The organism is Ruegeria sp. YTSB088, from assembly GCF_059609825.1.
Window position 1 is genome coordinate 87,334 of record NZ_JBXWMM010000012.1, and the last position, 17,411, is coordinate 104,744.

The following is a 17,411-nucleotide window of genomic DNA, read 5'->3' on the forward strand; positions in this document are numbered from 1 at the left end:
CTGTGTTCGATTTTCGATTTGTTCCTTTGTGCCTGGCTCTGGTTGCAGGTGCCGTTCCCGCAACTGCGCAAGAGGCGCAGGTGGCTTTTGGTTCTGCTAATGCCGACCCGAGCCTTCCGGTCGAGGTGACATCCGAGACATTGAACGTCAATCAGGAGGACGGGTCTGCCGAATTCCTCGGAAATGTCATCGTAGTTCAGGGCGAAATGCGGCTTACTGCCGAACGGGTTCTGGTGATTTATAACGAGGAACGCTCGGCCATCGAACGGATGGAAGCCACCGAGAATGTTGTTCTGGTCAGCCCGCCGGATGCGGCGGAAGGCGATTGGGCAGAATACACAATCGATTCCGGTGTGATCGTCATGAAGGGTAATGTCCTGCTGACGCAAGGCCCCAGCATCATCAGCGGCGACCAGATGAACGCCAATCTTACGACGGGCACAGCCACAATGACCGGACGCGTCAAAACGATCCTTCAACAGGGAAACAATTGATGGCGCGACCCAACCTGTCAGTGGCCGAAGGCAGTTCCGGGCTGCGAATTGAGAAGCTGCGGAAGTCTTACCGGAAAAAAACGGTGATCCGCGACGTCTCGATGACGCTGGACCGGTCCGAAGTCGTTGCCCTGTTGGGACCCAACGGGTCGGGTAAAACCACAACATTTTATTCCGTGGCCGGGCTCGTTTTCCCTGAGGCCGGTAAAGTCACGATAGATGGCCAGAACGTTACGACTTTGCCGATGTACCGGCGCGCGCGGATGGGCATTGGTTATTTGCCGCAGGAGATGTCGATCTTTCGCGGCATGAGCGTCGAGGACAATATCGCTGCGGTACTGGACATCACTGTCCCTCATGCACACAGGCGGAAAGAACGGCTGGAAGAGCTGTTGTCGGATTTCTCGATTGAACACCTGCGCCGCGCGCCGGCCCTTGCCCTTTCCGGCGGTGAGCGTCGCCGCGTTGAGATTGCGCGGTGTTTGGCCGCAGACCCGAAATACCTTCTGCTGGATGAACCGTTTGCAGGCGTTGATCCGATCAGTGTCGGCGATATCCGGCATCTGGTTGCCGACCTGAAAAAACGAGGAATCGGTGTTCTGATCACCGACCATAACGTGCGGGAAACGCTGGAAATTGTCGACCGCGCCTACATTCTGCATGACGGGCAGGTTCTGATGTCCGGCACACCGGATGAAGTCGTCGAGAACGAAAATGTACGCCGGGTCTATCTGGGCGAAAACTTCCGTATTTCATAGGCTTGTGTTGGCCTGCGCCGGATGCATGACGGAAATCGCGTATATACACACCTGTTTTGATTGACTCTTCCGTCGTCTCTTGCCTCAATTGTCCCATGGCATTTACCCGGTTCCAGTCTGGAGATCGATGTCCCTTCGTTGAAGGGCTGGTTTTAAGGCAACCGCGGAAAGTGTCTCGACCCCCCACCCGATAAAAACAAGTTCGTCGCGTAACGTGACGTCAGAATGGGTGTGAATTGTGAAGGAGATCACATGCGTTACCAAATCAGCGGAAAACAGATCGACATCGGTGCGGCGCTGCAGACACACGTGCAGACCGAACTGGGCGAGGTTGTGGGCAAATATGCCCAGCGGCCTACGGATGCCAACGTCGTCTTTTCCCGTTCAGCGCATGAATATGTATGCGAAACAACAGTGCACCTGTCTACCGGGCTGACCGCCCAGGCCAAGGCGCACGCAACCGAAATATATGCGGCATTCGAGGCATGCTGCGACAAAATGGAAACACAACTGCGGCGCTACAAGCGTCGTTTGAAGGACCACCACAAGGATCGGTCCGAACCGGTTGAACTCTTTGGGGCGTCCTCTTATATCCTCGCCTCTGACGAATCGGACACGGCCGATGAACCCGAATCGCTGCAGCCCATGATTGTGGCTGAGATGGAAACAAAAATCCCATCTTTGAGCGTTGGTGAAGCCGTGATGCAAATGGAACTTGCCGGTGCCCCGGTGCTGGTGTTCAGAAATGAGAACAAGGATGGATTGAATGTCGTGTATCGTCGCGAAGACGGTAACATCGGCTGGATTGATCCTTGACAGGCAGGAATACGGCGCCGCACCCGCCGAGGCGGGTGCTGTGCCATGGAGCGTTATCATGGAGCTTTCGAGCATACTGAAGCCCGAAGCAGTACGTGTATTGTCCGCCGCTTCCAGCAAGAAGCGGTTGTTTCAGGAAATCGGCGATGTCGCGGCCGCTAATCTGGGCCTCGATTCTCAGGCAGTCGTCGACTGTCTGCTTGAGCGGGAAAGCCTGGGCCCAACCGGCGTGGGGCATGGCGTGGCGCTTCCGCACGCGCGTTTGCCCGAGCTTGATTCGGTTTCGGGCGTATTCGTCATGCTGGAAAAGCCCATCGACTTCGGATCGGTGGATCGTCAACCCGTAGACATTGCCTTTGCACTGTTTGCACCGGAAGAGGCCGGGGTCGATCACCTCAAAGCGCTGGCCCTTGTGTCGCGCACGCTGAGGGACACTTCGGTGTGCACCAAGCTTCGGGCAAACCCTGATCCGGTCAAACTCTATGCGATCCTAACCGAAGCACAATCTATGCAAGCGGCATAAACTGCAAAAAAAAGACCCCCGAAAATCGGGGGCCTATTCATTGAATCCATATTCAGCATCAGCCGCCAGTACCCATTTCCAGCGTCCACCAGATTTTGCCGCCGTTTTCCTGATGCCAGGCGAACCCCATCTGAGTGGCCTTGGGGTCCATGATGACTGCACGCGGCCCGGGCTCCTGCATCCACGCGGCAAGGGTTTCCGTTTCGGTTTCATAGGTCTCGGAAATGGCTTCACCGAGGAACGTGCCGAAATAGCCGACCCGTGCAGCCCGATCAATCGGAGAGGACCCGTCCGACCCGAAGTGCCAGGGCCGGTTCTGCCGGGCCATGTCCTTGGAATGAGTCGCCGCAGCCGCGTTCAGCTGCGCGTTCAGCTGGACAGGCTGCAAACCTTGGGCCTGTCGCAGGGCATTGACCGAATCAACCATACGAAACTGCAGTTTTTCCGGGTTGCCGCGAATCTTATAAACCGTTGGCAGCGGGCGGCCGTCCGCACCAATGGTTGTGGTGCCGGTGTCTGTACATGCCGCTAGCGCGACAAAGCAAGTCAAGAGTAAAGAAACGATGCGCGTCATGATCGACCTGATTATTGTGTCAATACAGGGCATAGCGCGCCTGACAGTTCTGAGCAAACGCGCAATAGCCTAAACTTGCGTGATTCTGCCGGTTTGATTTGCGACTGAAGCATTCTGGCAATAGAATGTCATAGATTTCAGACCTCATCTAAACACAGGACCCGTTGTCATGGTCAAAAAGCGCATTCACTCGTCCACACGCAGAGGTTTTCTGGCAGGGGCTACCGCGACGCTGGCAACCCCGGCACTGGCGCAATACATCCCCGGTGATCCGCTGCGTCCCGCACCCGAGCCCGAGGCATCCGTGCGCCGGAACGTATCGGGTTTTCGGGCGCTGGATTGGCAGCCGTACTTTTCGAACACCAGAAACGGAGCCATTCTGGTCGATACCGTGTCGCGCGCGCTGCATTATTGGTCAGATGATCAATCCGTATACAAACTCTACCCGTCATCGGTTCCGCTGACCGAGGAAATGACCCGCCGCGGTCGCACCAGCGTTATTCGCAAGGTAGAAGGCCCCAGCTGGTCCCCGACGCCATCGATGAAAAAGCGAAACCCGGAATGGCCTGACCATATCCCTCCGGGTCCTGATAACCCGCTGGGAACACACGCTTTGTACCTGGGCTGGAAATACTACCGTATTCACGGAACGCACGATACGCGCAAAATCGGGCGACGGTCGTCGAATGGCTGTATTGGTCTGTTCAACGAAGACATTGCTGAGCTGTTCTCGATGACGAAGGTCGGCACGCAAGTGTTGCTAATTTGACGACATTTTCGTGTGGGAACCTGCTTACCGGTCAAGTTGCAATTGCATTCCAGCGCCAATGCTGATTAGAAAAAACCACGAGGTAAGTCTTAGATGTGCGGTTCCGGGCATTGGAACTGCGCAAATTCTGGAGGTTAATATGAAGAAACTCGTTCTCGCTGCTGCACTGACTGCTGCTGCTTCGACCGCTTATGCAGGTAACCTGGAAGAGCCGGTTGTTGAAGCACCTGTTGTTGTAGAAGAAACTCAGGGTTCGTCGCAGGGCATCCTGCTGCCGCTGATCCTGCTGGTCGTTGTTGCTGCTGCTGTTGCTGCAAGCTAATTCGACGCGGAATTCACGAAGAAGGCGGTGGAGCAATCCACCGCCTTTTTTGTTTTCCCAAGGCTGTGCCGGTCAGTCCAGCCAGCCGCGCAAATTGTATTCGATCACCGTGCCCAATGCAGCTATGTGCGCCGGGTCGTCGTTTAGGCATGGAATATAGGTGAAGGTTTCGCCGCCCGCTTCTTCGAAGCTTTCCTTGATCTCTTCGTTGATTTCTTCCAGCGTTTCGATGCAGTCGGCCGAGAATGCCGGCGCGATGACCGCTAAGTTCTTTTTGCCCTGCTTGGCCAAATCCGCCACATGATCCACTGTATAGGGTTTCAGCCATTCCTCGGGGCCGAATCGTGACTGGAACGTTGAAACCAGTTGATCGTCTGACCATCCCAGCCGTTCCTTCAGCAGCCGTGTCGTCTTGGCGCACTGGCAATGATAGGGGTCACCCTGTTGCAGATACCGTTCCGGCATCCCGTGATACGAGCAGACCAGAATATCGGGTTTTGTCTCCGCCGCTGCATAAGCACGTTCAACGGATTGCGCCAAGGCGTCGATATAGGCGGGTTGGTCGAAATAGGCGGGTACGGTTCGCGAGGCGGGCTGCCAGGCCTCATCCATCAGTGCACGAAAGAACTGGTCATTGGCGGTGGCCGTGGTTGCGCCCGCGTATTGTGGGTAAAGCGGGAAGAACAGAATACGGTCACAGCCCGCGGCAACCATCTCGCGCACTTTGGACTTTGTTGACGGGTTGCCGTAGCGCATGCAGAAATCGACCATCACCTGATCGCCATAACGATTCTGCATCGCGTCGCGCAGCTTGGCAGTCTGGTCCTTGGTGATCGTCATCAGCGGGCTTTCGCCTTTTTCGTGATTCCAGATCGATTTATAGGCTTCACCCGAACTGAACGGCCGTTTGCTGAGGATGATCCCCTGAAGAATCGGTTGCCATTTCCACTTCGGATAGTCGATGACCCGCTGATCCGACAGGAACTCGTTCAGATAGCGGCGCATGGGCCAGTAGGTGTAATCATCCGGCGTTCCCAGATTGGCCAGCAAAATGCCAACGCGGCCCATCTTGACCTTCGGGTGGTCGGCAGGGGCATGAGCGGGGCGAGTGGCATCAAACATGTGGGCATTCCTGAGTTATCGTGTTCCGACTTGAGATAAAGGGATTTGGTTGCGCGTCAATCCGGCAGTTTGCCCTCTTCCGTGCGCAAGACATCTGCAAGACGCATTTGGGCTGACCCCGGGCGCAGCGGCTTTGGTTGGCTGTCATCGGGGGACCAACCGGTCAGGCAAATCAGTTCGAACGTAGCGGCAAGGCGGCCTGTTCCCGTCGAAAAGTGATCCGAATAGATGCGTTGCGCGGCTTCAAACACTCTGCGTTGGGTCGGGCATTTCAACCGAGCCGTCAAAGCGTTGGCCTCGCCCATGTCCCGCAGATCGTGCATCAGGTGCCGGACATCGCGGTATTCCGCCGTCAGCGGTACGGCATCGGCCACTGGCAATGCCAGACCGGCCCGTTGCAGCAATCCGCCGAGATCGCGCAGCTCGGCCATAGGGGCGACGCGGGGGCTGAGCCCGCCCGTGACCTCGATTTCGGCCTGACCCAGCGCGGCGCGCAATTCGTGAAGGGTCTCTCCCCCAAGGCATACGACAAGCACCAGCCCGTCTGGCTTCAAAGCCCTTTTGCATTGGATCAGTTGGCCGACCGGGTCATTGGCGCAGTGCAGCGCCATCGCATGAATCGCCAGGTCATGAGCACCGGGTTGCAGTGCCAGCACATCGTCATCCGCGACAATGGCGGCATCAGGAAAAACGTCCGCCCAAAGCTGTGGGAAAGGGGTTACAACCGCAGGAGCCGTAAAGGTTTTGTTAACCATGGAGAGCCGATCCTGCACCTCGTCAATGGCGGCGCGATGCAAGAACAAGGCGTCGTCCTTCGCGCGGGCGCGATGATTCAGAATGGCGTCGCGGTCGAAAAGAGAGGGTGCGGTGGACTCGGGTAGTTTCATAGGTCGCAAGTATCGCATTGCGCAGCGGATTCAAACTGCCCTTGCATTGATCTATCCGCCGCGTTGCATGGGCTGTGGAGAGTTGACCGAGTCCGATTTTGGCCTGTGTGGGGCGTGTTGGCGGGATACGCCGTTCATCGGTGGTACGATTTGTGAAAGCTGTGGTGTGCCCGTGATCGGGAGCGCGGAAAGGTTTCGGACGGAGTGCGACGATTGCCTGAAAGCCCCACCGCCCTGGAAAGCGGGCCGCGCTGCGTTGCTGTATGATGGGAAGGCGCGGTCACTTGTCTTGGCTTTGAAACACGGCGACAGGACCGAGTTGGCGCGTCCGGTTGCACGTTGGCTGGCACAGGCCGGACGCGAGCTGTTGCGGCCGGAGATGGTGATTGCTCCGGTGCCGTTGCATTGGTCGCGCCTGCTGAAACGGCGTTACAACCAGTCTGCACTGTTGGCACGAAACCTGGGGCGAGAAACCGGGTTGGAGTGCGTACCGGATCTGCTGGTGCGCAAACGTCGGACCCCGGTGCTGGACGGGAAGACTGCGCAGGAGAGGGGCGAAGCCCTGGAGGGCGCAATTGGCGTCCACCCAAGGCGCGCACTGCATTTGAAGGGGCGCGATATCCTGTTGGTGGATGACGTGATGACATCCGGCGCGACGCTGGCGGCGTGCACGCGTGCGTGTCAGGTCGCAGGGGCAAATCATATTTTCGTGTTGGCACTGGCGCGCGTTGCCAAGGATGCCTAATTCGCCCAAGATTGCACGAAACCCTAGGGGAACGGAAAATGAAGTCGGTAGAAATCTATACCTCGCCGCTCTGTGGCTATTGCCATGCAGCCAAACGCCTGCTGAAGCAGAAAGGCGTTGAGTTCAAGGAGGTTGACGTTCTGATGCACCCCAAGCGCAAACCTGAGATGATCCAGCGTGCCGGTGGTAAACGCACCGTGCCTCAGATTTTTATCGGGATACAGCATGTAGGCGGCTGCGACGACCTTTATGAACTGGAGCGGCAAGGCAAGCTTGACCGTTTGCTTGCGGCCTGATGAAGACCGCGCTGCTGCAAATCACCTCGTCGGATGATCCGGTCGAAAACCTGGACATGGTGCGCGCCATGGCGGCCGACGCGGCAGGGCAGGGTGCGCGCTTAATCCTGACGCCAGAGGTCACGAATTGCGTGTCAAACAGTACGACGCGGCAAAACGAGGTTCTTCAACACGAAGAAGACGACATCACCTTGGTCGGCCTGCGGGATCAGGCCGCCCAACTGGGCGTTTGGGTGTTGATCGGATCACTGGGCATCAAAACTCATGACGCCGACGGGCGGTTTGCCAACCGCTCTTTCATGATCGATCCGCAAGGTCAGATCGTGGCGCGTTACGACAAGATCCATATGTTCGACGTGCAGGTCACGGAAACCGAGACGTTCCGCGAATCAAAGAACTACCGCCCCGGCAAAAAGGCGGTCATAGCCGAAACCGACTTTGGCAAGGTGGGTCTGGCCATCTGTTACGACATCCGGTTTCCATACCTGCACGCGGCTTTGGCACAGGCAGGCGCACGGGTTTTGACTGTGCCGGCGGCGTTTTCACCGGTAACGGGCGCCGCACATTGGGAATCGCTATTGCGGGCACGGGCGATTGAGACGGGCTGTTGGGTCTTGGCTCCGGCACAAACGGGGGAACACCCGACGACGCGTGGAAAGACACGTTTTACCCATGGGCACAGCATGGTTGTGGACCCTTGGGGAAAGGTGCTGATCGACGCAGGGACAGATCCAGGCATTCACATTTTCGATTTGGATGATAGTTCTGTGACCGAGGCGCGCCGTCGCGTGCCGTCGTTGACACACACCCGGTCTTTCACTGGACCCTGACAGAACTGAACAATGACAGAAGACACCAATGCCCTTGCGGTCACGCTGTTCAGCGAGATCCTGACCGCAGACCAGTTGTTGCGTAACCGGCTCAGCCGGGTGCTGCCCAAGGGTATGGAAATTTCGCATTTCTCGGTGCTGAATCATCTGGTTTTTGTCGGCGACGAGCGTAGCCCCGCGCAACTGGCCAGCACATTCCACGTGACCCGAGGCGCGATGACCAACACCTTGGCCAAGTTGGAATGGGCCGGATACATTCACATCCGCCCCGACTGGGACGATGCCCGTCGCAAGATGGTCGCGATCAGCCCCGCCGGTCGCCGCGCGCGGGATCAGGCGATTTCGTCAATCGCGCCGCTGATCAACCGCGTGGTCGGAGAGCTGGGGCTGGAGCGGGTCCGCAGCGCCCTGCCAGTGCTGCGGGATTTGCGGTTGCAGTTGGAGGGGGAGTAGGGATCAGCGAACCGTTGTCCCAAGGTGGATCCAGGACTGGTGTGGTCGGGCGCTGGCAGGCTTGATGCTCATGCAATGTGCCGCGGACTAAACGGCCACTTCATTCTAAGAGCATTCTATCCAGAAGCTGCCGTAAATCACGGGGATCCAAAGCTGGAAAATCACCCAACCAAATTCCGGCCGAAGCCGCCGCCGCGAAAAGAAGACAAGATTCAATTCCTTCTTTGCCCTCATATTGCCCACCATGAACAAGCCATACCAAATACTCTCCTTTTTCTTCTTCATTCGTGGAGAATATTCTCCCTACATTGCATCCTTCGTCAGAGAGTTCGTGTTTGGAAAATGGTTCTGTCGTCTCCTCCGTCAGTTCTATTTCGACTGGTTTCACAAACTTGCCATCCGAAACTATCTCGGGGTCAATAAAGACGAAAAAATACAACGCCCTTACCAGATCATAGCTGTTCGAGTTCGAACCCAAGTAACGATCTGCTATTTCCTGAGTCGCCTCAGAAACCTTAGGATCGCTTACATAGCCATACAGCGGAACGCCTTCATGTTCGTACACGAACACGCCCGCATTCTCTTCTGCTGTGGCTAGTGTGTTATCGAACAAGGTAGCAGCGGAAATTGCCGCACCAAAAAATACCGCGCGCCACGGCGCGTAACTTAAAGATCGAATCAAAAAACCTACCTCACCCCGGCTTCACACTGGCCGTCACGTAGTTCACGCTCAGATCGCGGTCCGAGATGGACCAGTTCCACAGGATCGGGTTGAACACGAATCCCTTGCGGTCCACCGGGTCCAGCCCGGCCTGACGCAGTAGGTCGAGCAGTTCATCCGGGGTGATGAACTTGTTCCACTCATGCGTGCCGCGCGGCAGCCAGCGCATGACGACCTCGGCTCCGAAAATCGCCATCGCATAGGATTTCGGGTTGCGGTTGATGGTTGAACAAATCTCCAAACCGCCGGGCTTAAGCAACTGTTGTGTCGCGGTCAGATAGGACAGAGGATCAGCCACGTGTTCGACCACTTCCATGTTCAGTACCACATCGAACTGCTCGCCCGCAGCGGCCATGTCCTCGGCCGTGGTGTGGCGATAGTCGATTTGCAGCCCCGATTGCTCGGCATGAATGCGGGCCACGGGCAGGTTGCCCTCGGCGGCGTCGGCGCCCACCACCGTAGCACCGAGTCGCGCCATGGGTTCGCTCAGCAGCCCGCCGCCACAGCCGATATCCAGCAGGCGCAGGCCTTCGAACGGCGTCGGCGACTTTAGGTCGCGATCGAAGTCACCAGCGATCTGCTGCGTGATATAATCCAGCCGGCACGGATTAAGCATGTGCAATGGTTTGAATTTCCCGTGCGGGTCCCACCATTCAGCCGCCATCGCCTCGAATTTTGCGATCTCGGACGGGTCCACCGTGTTCGGATGCGCTTGCATTCCTGTCTCCGTGTGCTCTTTTACGCTTAAGGACTATATAGGGCCATAATGGACAAGTACCCGGACCAAAAGCGCGCAGTTCAATATCTGTACCCGCCGATCGATCCTTTCGATCAGCGGATGGTCGATATGGGCGATGGGCACCGTATTTATGTGGAACAATGCGGCAATCCTGACGGCATACCCGTCGTGATCCTGCACGGGGGGCCGGGGGGTGGCTGCAGCCCAGCCATGCGGCGGTATTTTGATCCGCAGGCGTACAGGGTGATTCTGTTCGATCAGCGCGGATGTGGAAGATCGCGCCCCACAGCCTCGGTCGAAGACAATACAACGTGGCATCTGGTGGCCGATATAGAGCGGCTGCGCAAACTGTTCGAGATCGAAGAATGGATTGTATTTGGTGGCAGCTGGGGTGCGACTCTGGCGCTGATCTATGCCCAGACTCATCCCGACCGGGTCAGCCGGTTGGTCTTACGCGGCGTGTTTCTGGCGACTCAGGCCGAGCTTGACTGGTTCTATGGCGGCGGCGCCGGGCGGTTCTGGCCCGAGCAATGGCAGAAGTTCACCTCACTGCTGCCAGAAGTTGAGCTTGAGGACACCATTGCCGCCTATAACAAACGTCTGTTTTCGGGAGACCGTGCGACAGAAGTCCTGTACGCGCGGGCCTGGTCGCATTGGGAGAATGCGCTGGCTTCGATCCACACCAACGGATCAGTTGGAGAAAGCCCCGGCGAATACGCGCGCACCTTTGCGCGGCTCGAGAATCACTATTTCACCAACAAGGCGTTTCTGGAAACGGATGGGCACATTCTGGATCAGATGGATCGAATTGCGCACATTCCCGGCCACATCGTGCAAGGGCGCTATGACATGATCTGCCCGCCCCAGGCCGCGTGGTCGCTGGCAGAACGCTGGCCGAATGCCGAGCTGAAGATGGTTCGTCAGGCGGGGCACGCATTGTCAGAGCCGGGCATCAGCGCAGAGCTGGTACGGATCATGGATCGTGTGGCGGAGGGTATCGCATGACCCGGATTGACCGCCGCGCTCTCTTTGCCTCTGGTGCCGCGGCTGCATTGCTGGCAGCGACAGGTGCATCCCTTGCGGATACGCCCAAAAAAGGCGGTACATTGCGTCTGGCCGTTCCGCGCGATGACAGCCTTGAGCGCGTCGCGCGTGGCGCCGTGTTCGATACGCTGACCGAGATCGCCCCGGATGGTACATTGCGTGGTGAGCTTGCGACAGGCTGGCAAACCGACGCCGACGCACGGGTCTGGAGCTTTGATCTGCGTGATGACGCGGTCTTCCATGATGGTGAGCCTTTGCATGTTGTCGACGTCTTGGCCGTTTTGGCTGAAGTCGGAAGAACCGAGGCACTTGCCTCCAACCGCCTGCGGCTTGAGCTTGCCGAGGCAAACCCGGGGCTGCCTTTCATGCTGGCAGACAGCCACTTTGTTGTTACGCGCGCCGGTGAAACCGTAACACCGTTGCGCACTGCCAACGGCACCGGCTGCTATCGTGTCGAACGGGCTGAGGATGGTCGCCATTTCCTGGGGCGTCGTGTGGAGGGGCATTACAAAGATGGTGAGGCCGGATGGGCTGACGCGGTTGAGGTCATAGTGATTCCGGACTCTGCTGTACGGGCCGAGGCGCTGCGGGACGGGTATGTCGATATAGCCGCGCTCCCGGATCAGGCAGGAATTCGAGGCAAGCGCGGTGTCCGGTTCCACCCGTCCGAGGCTGACATGGCCCTTGCCGTATCAGGTGCTGTCGGGATGCCGCGGCAGATTGCCGGGAACGCCGTACTGGACGATGGCCGTATCGCCGAACGGTGGTGGATGATGTAAATCCGATCGCAATTCCCGCTGGGGGTTGCAGACTCGGACCATCCTGCGTATATGCAGTTTCAACAGCGGCGCGTTGGACTTCTGGTCCAAGGCTCCACCGGAAAATTCGACGGGCCGCGCGCCCGTTTTTTTGTGCCCGTTTGAAGGGTAGAGCACCAGATGACAAACGACTTGATAGCCAAAGCTGCCATCGACCGGCGACTGGCCGAGATCATCACCCCCGTGATCGAAGATCTGGGGTATGAGTTGGTTCGCATCCGACTGATGAGCGGCAAGCTGACCACACTGCAGATCATGGCCGACAAGCCCGATGGCGGAATCGAAGTGGATGATTGCGCTGAAATTTCCAACGCGGTCAGCGCCACGCTGGATGTCGAGGACCCGATTCTTGACGCCTATACGCTTGAGGTCTCCAGCCCCGGTATCGACCGCCCTCTCACCCGTCTCAAGGATTTTGAGAACTTTGAAGGGTATGAAGCCAAGATTGAGACCGCCGAACTGATTGATGGCCGCCGCCGTTTCAAGGGTGAATTGGCCGGGATCGAAGGGGAAGAGGTTCTGATCAACATCCCCGAGGGGGATGAGACAATCACCATCGGTCTGCAATTCGACTGGCTGAGCGACGCCAAGCTGGTCCTGACCGATGATCTGATCAAGGAAATGCTGCGCCAGCGCAAGGATGCCGGTGCCCTGAACGAAAACGCTTTCGACGAGATTGAGACCGAAGGGTCCGAAGAGGAGACGAACTGATGGCAATCACCTCAGCCAACCAGCTGGAGCTGCTGCAGACCGCCGAGGCCGTGGCCCGCGAAAAGATGATCGACCCCGGTCTGGTTGTCGAAGCGATGGAGGAATCGCTCGCCCGTGCCGCCAAGAGCCGCTACGGCGCCGAGATGGACATCCGCGTCAGCATCGACCGCAAAACCGGTAAGGCAACCTTCACCCGTGTTCGCACCGTGGTCGAGGATGAAGAGCTAGAGAACTACCAGGCCGAGATGACCGTCGAGCAGGCCAAGCAATACATGGAAGCGCCCCAAGTTGGCGATGTCTATGTCGAAGAAGTGCCTCCGGTTGAAATGGGCCGGATCGCGGCGCAATCGGCCAAGCAGGTCATCTTGCAAAAGGTTCGTGAGGCCGAGCGGGATCGTCAGTACGAAGAATTCAAGGATCGCGCAGGCACCATCATCAACGGTGCGGTCAAGCGCGAGGAGTTCGGCAATGTGATCGTTGATCTGGGCGGTGCCGAAGCCGTTCTGCGCCGCAATGACAAGATCGGTCGCGAAAGCTATCGCCCGAATGACCGTGTGCGCGCGTACATCAAGGAAGTGCGCCGCGAAGTACGTGGCCACCAGATCTTCCTGTCGCGCACTGCGCCGGAATTCATGGCCGAGCTGTTCAAGATGGAAGTGCCGGAAATCTATGATGGCATTATCGAGGTCAAGGCCGTAGCCCGCGACCCCGGTTCGCGCGCCAAGATCGCCGTCATCTCGTATGACAACTCGATCGACCCTGTCGGGGCCTGCGTTGGTATGCGCGGCAGCCGCGTGCAGGCTGTTGTGAACGAGTTGCAGGGCGAGAAAATAGATATCATCCCATGGAACGAAGATCAGCCGACCTTCCTGGTGAACGCGCTGCAACCCGCCGAGGTGTCAAAGGTGGTTTTGGACGAAGAAGCCGGCAAGATCGAAGTTGTGGTTCCCGAAGAGCAGCTGAGCCTTGCCATTGGTCGCCGCGGCCAGAACGTGCGTCTGGCCAGCCAGCTGACCAATCTGGACATCGACATCATGACCGAAGCCGAAGAATCGGCGCGTCGTCAGAAAGAATTCGAAGCCCGTACCCAACTGTTCATGGAAACATTGGATCTGGACGAGTTCTTTGCTCAGTTGCTGGTTTCTGAAGGGTTCACCAACCTCGAAGAAGTGGCCTATGTCGAGATTGACGAACTGCTGGTCATCGACGGTGTTGACGAAGGCACCGCGCAGGAACTTCAAACACGTGCGCGTGAGTATCTGGAGGCACAGGCCAAGGCTGCACTGGATGCAGCGCGTGCACTGGGTGCCGAGGACAGCCTCATTGAATTTGAAGGTCTGACACCCCAGATGGTGGAGGCACTGGCCAAGGACGATGTGAAGACCCTGGAAGACTTTGCAACTTGTGCCGACTGGGAACTGGCTGGTGGCTGGACGACCGTCGATGGTGAACGCGTCAAGGATGACGGCGTACTGGAGCCTTTCGGTGTAACGCTGGAAGAAGCGCAAGACATGGTCATGACTGCGCGTATCCTGTTGGGTTGGGTTGATCCCGCAGAGCTGGAACAGGCGGAAGAAGACGTCGACGGCGACGCAACAGGCGAGGAGGTCGAGGCCTGATCTCAGGCTTCGGGTGGCGCGTATGAGTCGCGGTGGCGTCCATAGGGATCGGTCCGAGGGGCCCGAGCGTAAGTGCATCGCCACAGGCGAGGTTCAGCCCAAGTACGGGCTGATCCGCTTCGTGGCAGGGCCGGACGGTCAAGTTTTTCCGGATGTCGCGGCGAAGCTGCCGGGACGAGGGGTCTATGTGGCGGCGGATCGTGCCGCTCTGGAAAAGGCCATTGGCAAGAAACTGTTTGCGCGGGGGTTCAAGGCACAAGTGACCGTGCCCACGGACTTGACAGATGAGGTTGAAAAGCAGATCGCACGCCGTGTTGTTGAGCTGCTCAGCCTGGCGCGCAAGTCCGGTGATGCGGTTGCCGGGTACGAAAAGGTCAAGACGTGGCTGGACCGGGAAGAAGCACAGGTGCTGATTCAGGCCGCGGATGGATCGGGGCGCGGTAAGTCCAAGCTGAGTACGCCGCACTTCGGAAAATACATAGGTTGGCTAACCGCAGACGAATTAGGGCAGGCATTTGGGCGCCAAACGGTGATTCATGCTGCGTTGGCCTCTGGCGGACTCGCCAAACGTGTTGTAGAGGAAGCGCAGCGCCTGCGTGGCTTGCGCGAAACGGATGACGGCGGCAGGGGCCGCACGGAAGGGTAAATAGCTTTATGAGCGATAATGACGGCAAAAAGACATTGGGTCTTCGTGGCGGGACACGTCCCGGAAATGTGAAACAGAGTTTCAGCCACGGACGCACCAAGAATGTCGTGGTGGAAACCAAACGCAAACGCGTGGTGGTCCCCAAGCCGGGCGCAGCAAAGCCGGGTGGCGGTACTGCACCTTCGGGTGATCCGTCGCGTCGTCCCGCGGGAATTTCCGATGCGGAAATGGCCCGCCGGATGAAGGCGCTGCAGGCTGCTAAGGCCCGCGAGGTCGAAGAGGCCGCCGCCCGCGAGGCAGCTGAAAAAGCGCGCGAAGAAGAGCGCGCCCGCCGCCGTGCGGAACTTGAGGCCAAAGAACGCGAACAGCGCGAAGCTGAAGAGCGTGCGCGACAGAAGGCTGAGGATGAAGAGCGCAAGCGCAAAGAGGCGGAAGAAGCCGCCAAGCGCGCTGCTACGGCGCCTGCTCCGGAAGAGCCCAAAGTGGCCCGCAGCCCGGCGAGTAAACCTGCGCCTGCGGCCACACCGCGCAAACAGGATCGCGAACGTGAACAACGTGGTCGTGGCAAGGGTCGCGACGACAACCGCCGTTCGGGGAAGCTGACTCTGGGTCAGGCCACCGGTGGCGAAGGCAACCGGCACCGGTCGATGGCAGCGATGAAGCGCAAGCAGGAGCGTGCGCGTCAGAAAGCCATGGGCGGCACTGTCGAGCGGGAAAAGGTCATCCGTGACGTTCAGTTGCCCGAAGCTATTCTTGTTTCGGAACTGGCCAACCGTATGGCCGAGCGTGTGGCAGATGTGGTCAAATCGCTGATGAACATGGGCATGATGGTCACGCAGAACCAGACCATCGACGCCGACACTGCCGAGCTGATCATCGAAGAATTCGGCCACAAGGTTACCCGTGTCTCTGATTCGGATGTTGAAGACGTCATCAAGGAAGTCGAAGACAGCGAAGCAGATCTGCAGCCACGTCCGCCTGTCATTACCATCATGGGTCACGTTGACCACGGTAAGACTTCGTTGTTGGACGCAATTCGCGACGCGCGGGTTGTGGCGGGTGAAGCCGGTGGCATCACGCAGCATATCGGTGCCTATCAGGTAAAAACCGATGGCGGCACGACGCTGACCTTCCTGGATACGCCAGGTCACGCGGCCTTTACTTCGATGCGCTCACGCGGTGCTCAGGTAACGGATATCGTGGTTCTGGTTGTCGCCGCCGATGATGCGGTGATGCCTCAGACGATCGAAGCGATCAACCACGCTAAGGCGGCCGGAGTGCCGATGATCGTAGCGATCAACAAGGTCGACAAGCCGGATGCAAATCCGGACAAGGTACGCACCGATCTGTTGCAGCATGAAGTCATCGTCGAGAAAATGTCGGGTGAGGTTCAGGACGTCGAAGTGTCCGCCATCACCGGTCAGGGGCTGGACGAGCTGCTGGAAGCCATCGCGCTTCAAGCCGAGATTCTGGAGCTGAAAGCCAACCCCAACCGCGCCGCTCAGGGTGCAGTGATCGAGGCCCAATTGGATGTGGGTCGTGGTCCTGTGGCCACTGTTCTGGTTCAGAACGGCACGCTGCGCCAGGGCGATATCTTTGTCGTGGGCGAGCAATACGGTAAGGTCCGTGCGCTGATCAACGACAAGGGTGACCGCGTCCAGGAAGCGGGCCCGTCAGTTCCGGTTGAGGTTCTGGGTCTGAATGGCACGCCCGAAGCAGGCGACGTTCTGAACGTGACCGAGACCGAAGCACAAGCCCGAGAGATCGCTGAATACCGCGAGCAGGCTGCCAAGGACAAACGCGCCGCCGCTGGTGCTGCGACCACACTCGAACAGCTGATGCAGAAGGCCAAGGAAGACGAAAACGTCACCGAGCTGCCGATCCTGATGAAGGCAGACGTTCAGGGTTCCGCCGAGGCCATCGTTCAGGCGATGGAGAAGATCGGGAACGACGAGGTTCGCGTGCGTGTACTGCACTCGGGCGTGGGTGCCATCACCGAAACGGATGTCGGTCTGGCCGAAGCTTCGGGCGCTCCGATCTTTGGCTTCAACGTCCGTGCCAACGCCTCTGCCCGGAACACCGCAAACCAGAAGGGTGTCGAGATTCGCTATTACTCGGTGATCTACGATCTGGTCGACGACGTGAAAGCTGCTGCATCCGGCTTGCTGAGCGCTGAGATCCGCGAGAAGTTCATCGGTTATGCCGAGATTCGCGAAGTGTTCAAGGTTACTGGTGTCGGCAAGGTTGCTGGCTGTCTGGTGACCGAAGGCGTTGCGCGTCGCTCCGCAGGCGTCCGCCTGCTGCGCGACAACGTGGTTATTCACGAAGGCACGCTGAAGACGCTGAAGCGTTTCAAGGACGAAGTGGCCGAAGTTCAGTCTGGCCAGGAATGCGGTATGGCGTTCGAGAACTACGACGATATTCGCGAGGGCGATGTGATCGAGATTTTCGAGCGCGAAGAAGTTACCCGCACCTTGGATTGATCCGAAGCGGGATAGAAACAAGAAAACAGCGGCTCAGATTG

General features: G+C 58.2%; 21 protein-coding genes. 16 read left to right on the forward strand and 5 right to left on the reverse strand.

Annotated elements, in window-relative coordinates:
- Nucleotides 1-2: 2 nt before the first annotated feature.
- From AC2FFA_RS17965 to ptsN, 4 genes are all read left to right on the forward strand, one after another.
- Nucleotides 3-494 carry an LptA/OstA family protein gene (locus AC2FFA_RS17965; RefSeq protein WP_299637141.1) on the forward strand — a complete coding sequence of 164 codons (492 nt, stop codon included), beginning with the start codon at nucleotides 3-5 and terminating at the stop codon, nucleotides 492-494.
- The gene (gene lptB / locus AC2FFA_RS17970) at nucleotides 494-1,252 is read left to right on the forward strand and encodes an LPS export ABC transporter ATP-binding protein (RefSeq protein WP_299900130.1); all 759 of its coding nucleotides are present in this window, start codon (nucleotides 494-496) and stop codon (nucleotides 1,250-1,252) included. Before AC2FFA_RS17965 ends, lptB begins: the two co-directional genes overlap by 1 nt.
- Nucleotides 1,253-1,504: 252 nt before the next feature.
- Nucleotides 1,505-2,068 carry a ribosome hibernation-promoting factor, HPF/YfiA family gene (hpf, locus tag AC2FFA_RS17975; RefSeq protein WP_117870967.1) on the forward strand — a complete coding sequence of 188 codons (564 nt, stop codon included), beginning with the start codon at nucleotides 1,505-1,507 and terminating at the stop codon, nucleotides 2,066-2,068.
- Nucleotides 2,069-2,126: 58 nt separating this feature from the next.
- Nucleotides 2,127-2,591, forward strand: a complete 465-nt coding sequence (gene ptsN, locus AC2FFA_RS17980) for a PTS IIA-like nitrogen regulatory protein PtsN (RefSeq protein ID WP_117872900.1) — start codon at nucleotides 2,127-2,129, stop codon at nucleotides 2,589-2,591.
- Nucleotides 2,592-2,649: 58 nt separating this feature from the next.
- On the opposite strand, the gene dalA is transcribed toward ptsN, so the two are convergent.
- Nucleotides 2,650-3,165, reverse strand: a complete 516-nt coding sequence (gene dalA / locus AC2FFA_RS17985) for a divisome-associated lipoprotein DalA (RefSeq protein WP_117872899.1) — start codon at nucleotides 3,163-3,165, stop codon at nucleotides 2,650-2,652.
- Between the two features lie 169 nt (nucleotides 3,166-3,334).
- Between dalA and AC2FFA_RS17990 the strand changes: the two genes are divergently transcribed.
- Together AC2FFA_RS17990 and AC2FFA_RS17995 are read left to right on the forward strand one after the other, a co-directional pair.
- On the forward strand, nucleotides 3,335-3,934 hold the full coding sequence (locus AC2FFA_RS17990; protein WP_496685907.1) for a L,D-transpeptidase: 600 nt from the start codon (nucleotides 3,335-3,337) through the stop codon (nucleotides 3,932-3,934).
- A 139-nt stretch (nucleotides 3,935-4,073) separates the two neighbouring features.
- Nucleotides 4,074-4,256, forward strand: coding sequence for a hypothetical protein (locus AC2FFA_RS17995; protein ID WP_117870963.1), 183 nt, complete (start codon nucleotides 4,074-4,076; stop codon nucleotides 4,254-4,256).
- A 72-nt stretch (nucleotides 4,257-4,328) separates the two neighbouring features.
- Here AC2FFA_RS17995 and hemH read toward each other — a convergent pair whose 3' ends face one another.
- Both hemH and AC2FFA_RS18005 read right to left on the reverse strand, forming a co-directional pair.
- Nucleotides 4,329-5,378: a ferrochelatase gene (hemH, locus tag AC2FFA_RS18000; protein ID WP_496852620.1), complete on the reverse strand. Its 1,050-nt coding sequence runs from the start codon at nucleotides 5,376-5,378 to the stop codon at nucleotides 4,329-4,331.
- Nucleotides 5,379-5,434: 56 nt separating this feature from the next.
- The gene (locus AC2FFA_RS18005; RefSeq protein ID WP_496852621.1) at nucleotides 5,435-6,265 is read right to left on the reverse strand and encodes a methyltransferase domain-containing protein; all 831 of its coding nucleotides are present in this window, start codon (nucleotides 6,263-6,265) and stop codon (nucleotides 5,435-5,437) included.
- Here AC2FFA_RS18005 and AC2FFA_RS18010 point away from each other — a divergent pair.
- The 4 genes from AC2FFA_RS18010 to AC2FFA_RS18025 are packed head-to-tail and all read left to right on the forward strand — an operon-like array spanning nucleotide 6,246 to nucleotide 8,589.
- Nucleotides 6,246-7,010, forward strand: a complete 765-nt coding sequence (locus tag AC2FFA_RS18010; RefSeq protein ID WP_496852622.1) for a double zinc ribbon domain-containing protein — start codon at nucleotides 6,246-6,248, stop codon at nucleotides 7,008-7,010. The two genes, AC2FFA_RS18005 and AC2FFA_RS18010, sit on opposite strands and share 20 nt — an antisense overlap.
- A 38-nt stretch (nucleotides 7,011-7,048) precedes the next feature.
- A complete protein-coding gene (grxC, locus tag AC2FFA_RS18015; protein WP_117870955.1) occupies nucleotides 7,049-7,306 on the forward strand; it encodes a glutaredoxin 3 in 258 nt (85 codons plus the stop codon).
- Complete coding sequence (locus AC2FFA_RS18020; RefSeq protein WP_496852623.1) at nucleotides 7,306-8,136, forward strand: carbon-nitrogen hydrolase family protein; 831 nt, start codon at nucleotides 7,306-7,308, stop codon at nucleotides 8,134-8,136. The genes grxC and AC2FFA_RS18020 overlap by 1 nt, the downstream gene beginning before the upstream one ends.
- Nucleotides 8,137-8,148: 12 nt before the next feature.
- On the forward strand, nucleotides 8,149-8,589 hold the full coding sequence (locus AC2FFA_RS18025) for a MarR family winged helix-turn-helix transcriptional regulator (RefSeq protein ID WP_117870951.1): 441 nt from the start codon (nucleotides 8,149-8,151) through the stop codon (nucleotides 8,587-8,589).
- A 100-nt stretch (nucleotides 8,590-8,689) separates the two neighbouring features.
- Here AC2FFA_RS18025 and AC2FFA_RS18030 read toward each other — a convergent pair whose 3' ends face one another.
- Together AC2FFA_RS18030 and ubiG are read right to left on the reverse strand one after the other, a co-directional pair.
- Nucleotides 8,690-9,271, reverse strand: a complete 582-nt coding sequence (locus AC2FFA_RS18030; RefSeq protein WP_496852624.1) for a hypothetical protein — start codon at nucleotides 9,269-9,271, stop codon at nucleotides 8,690-8,692.
- A 10-nt stretch (nucleotides 9,272-9,281) separates the two neighbouring features.
- Nucleotides 9,282-10,028 (reverse strand): bifunctional 2-polyprenyl-6-hydroxyphenol methylase/3-demethylubiquinol 3-O-methyltransferase UbiG, encoded by a 747-nt coding sequence (ubiG, locus tag AC2FFA_RS18035; protein WP_496852625.1) that lies wholly within the window; start codon nucleotides 10,026-10,028, stop codon nucleotides 9,282-9,284.
- Between the two features lie 48 nt (nucleotides 10,029-10,076).
- Between ubiG and pip the strand changes: the two genes are divergently transcribed.
- The 6 genes from pip (at nucleotide 10,077) to infB (ending at nucleotide 17,370) form a co-directional block, all read left to right on the forward strand.
- Nucleotides 10,077-11,054, forward strand: a complete 978-nt coding sequence (gene pip / locus AC2FFA_RS18040) for a prolyl aminopeptidase (RefSeq protein WP_496852626.1) — start codon at nucleotides 10,077-10,079, stop codon at nucleotides 11,052-11,054.
- Nucleotides 11,051-11,872, forward strand: a complete 822-nt coding sequence (locus tag AC2FFA_RS18045; protein WP_117870943.1) for an ABC transporter substrate-binding protein — start codon at nucleotides 11,051-11,053, stop codon at nucleotides 11,870-11,872. Before pip ends, AC2FFA_RS18045 begins: the two co-directional genes overlap by 4 nt.
- Before the next feature lie 159 nt (nucleotides 11,873-12,031).
- A complete protein-coding gene (rimP, locus tag AC2FFA_RS18050; RefSeq protein ID WP_117870941.1) occupies nucleotides 12,032-12,622 on the forward strand; it encodes a ribosome maturation factor RimP in 591 nt (196 codons plus the stop codon).
- Nucleotides 12,622-14,241 carry a transcription termination factor NusA gene (gene nusA, locus AC2FFA_RS18055; protein WP_117870939.1) on the forward strand — a complete coding sequence of 540 codons (1,620 nt, stop codon included), beginning with the start codon at nucleotides 12,622-12,624 and terminating at the stop codon, nucleotides 14,239-14,241. Before rimP ends, nusA begins: the two co-directional genes overlap by 1 nt.
- A 22-nt stretch (nucleotides 14,242-14,263) precedes the next feature.
- Nucleotides 14,264-14,887 carry an RNA-binding protein gene (locus AC2FFA_RS18060; RefSeq protein ID WP_496852627.1) on the forward strand — a complete coding sequence of 208 codons (624 nt, stop codon included), beginning with the start codon at nucleotides 14,264-14,266 and terminating at the stop codon, nucleotides 14,885-14,887.
- An 8-nt stretch (nucleotides 14,888-14,895) separates the two neighbouring features.
- Nucleotides 14,896-17,370, forward strand: coding sequence for a translation initiation factor IF-2 (gene infB / locus AC2FFA_RS18065; protein WP_117870935.1), 2,475 nt, complete (start codon nucleotides 14,896-14,898; stop codon nucleotides 17,368-17,370).
- The last annotated feature ends 41 nt before the right edge of the window (nucleotides 17,371-17,411 follow it).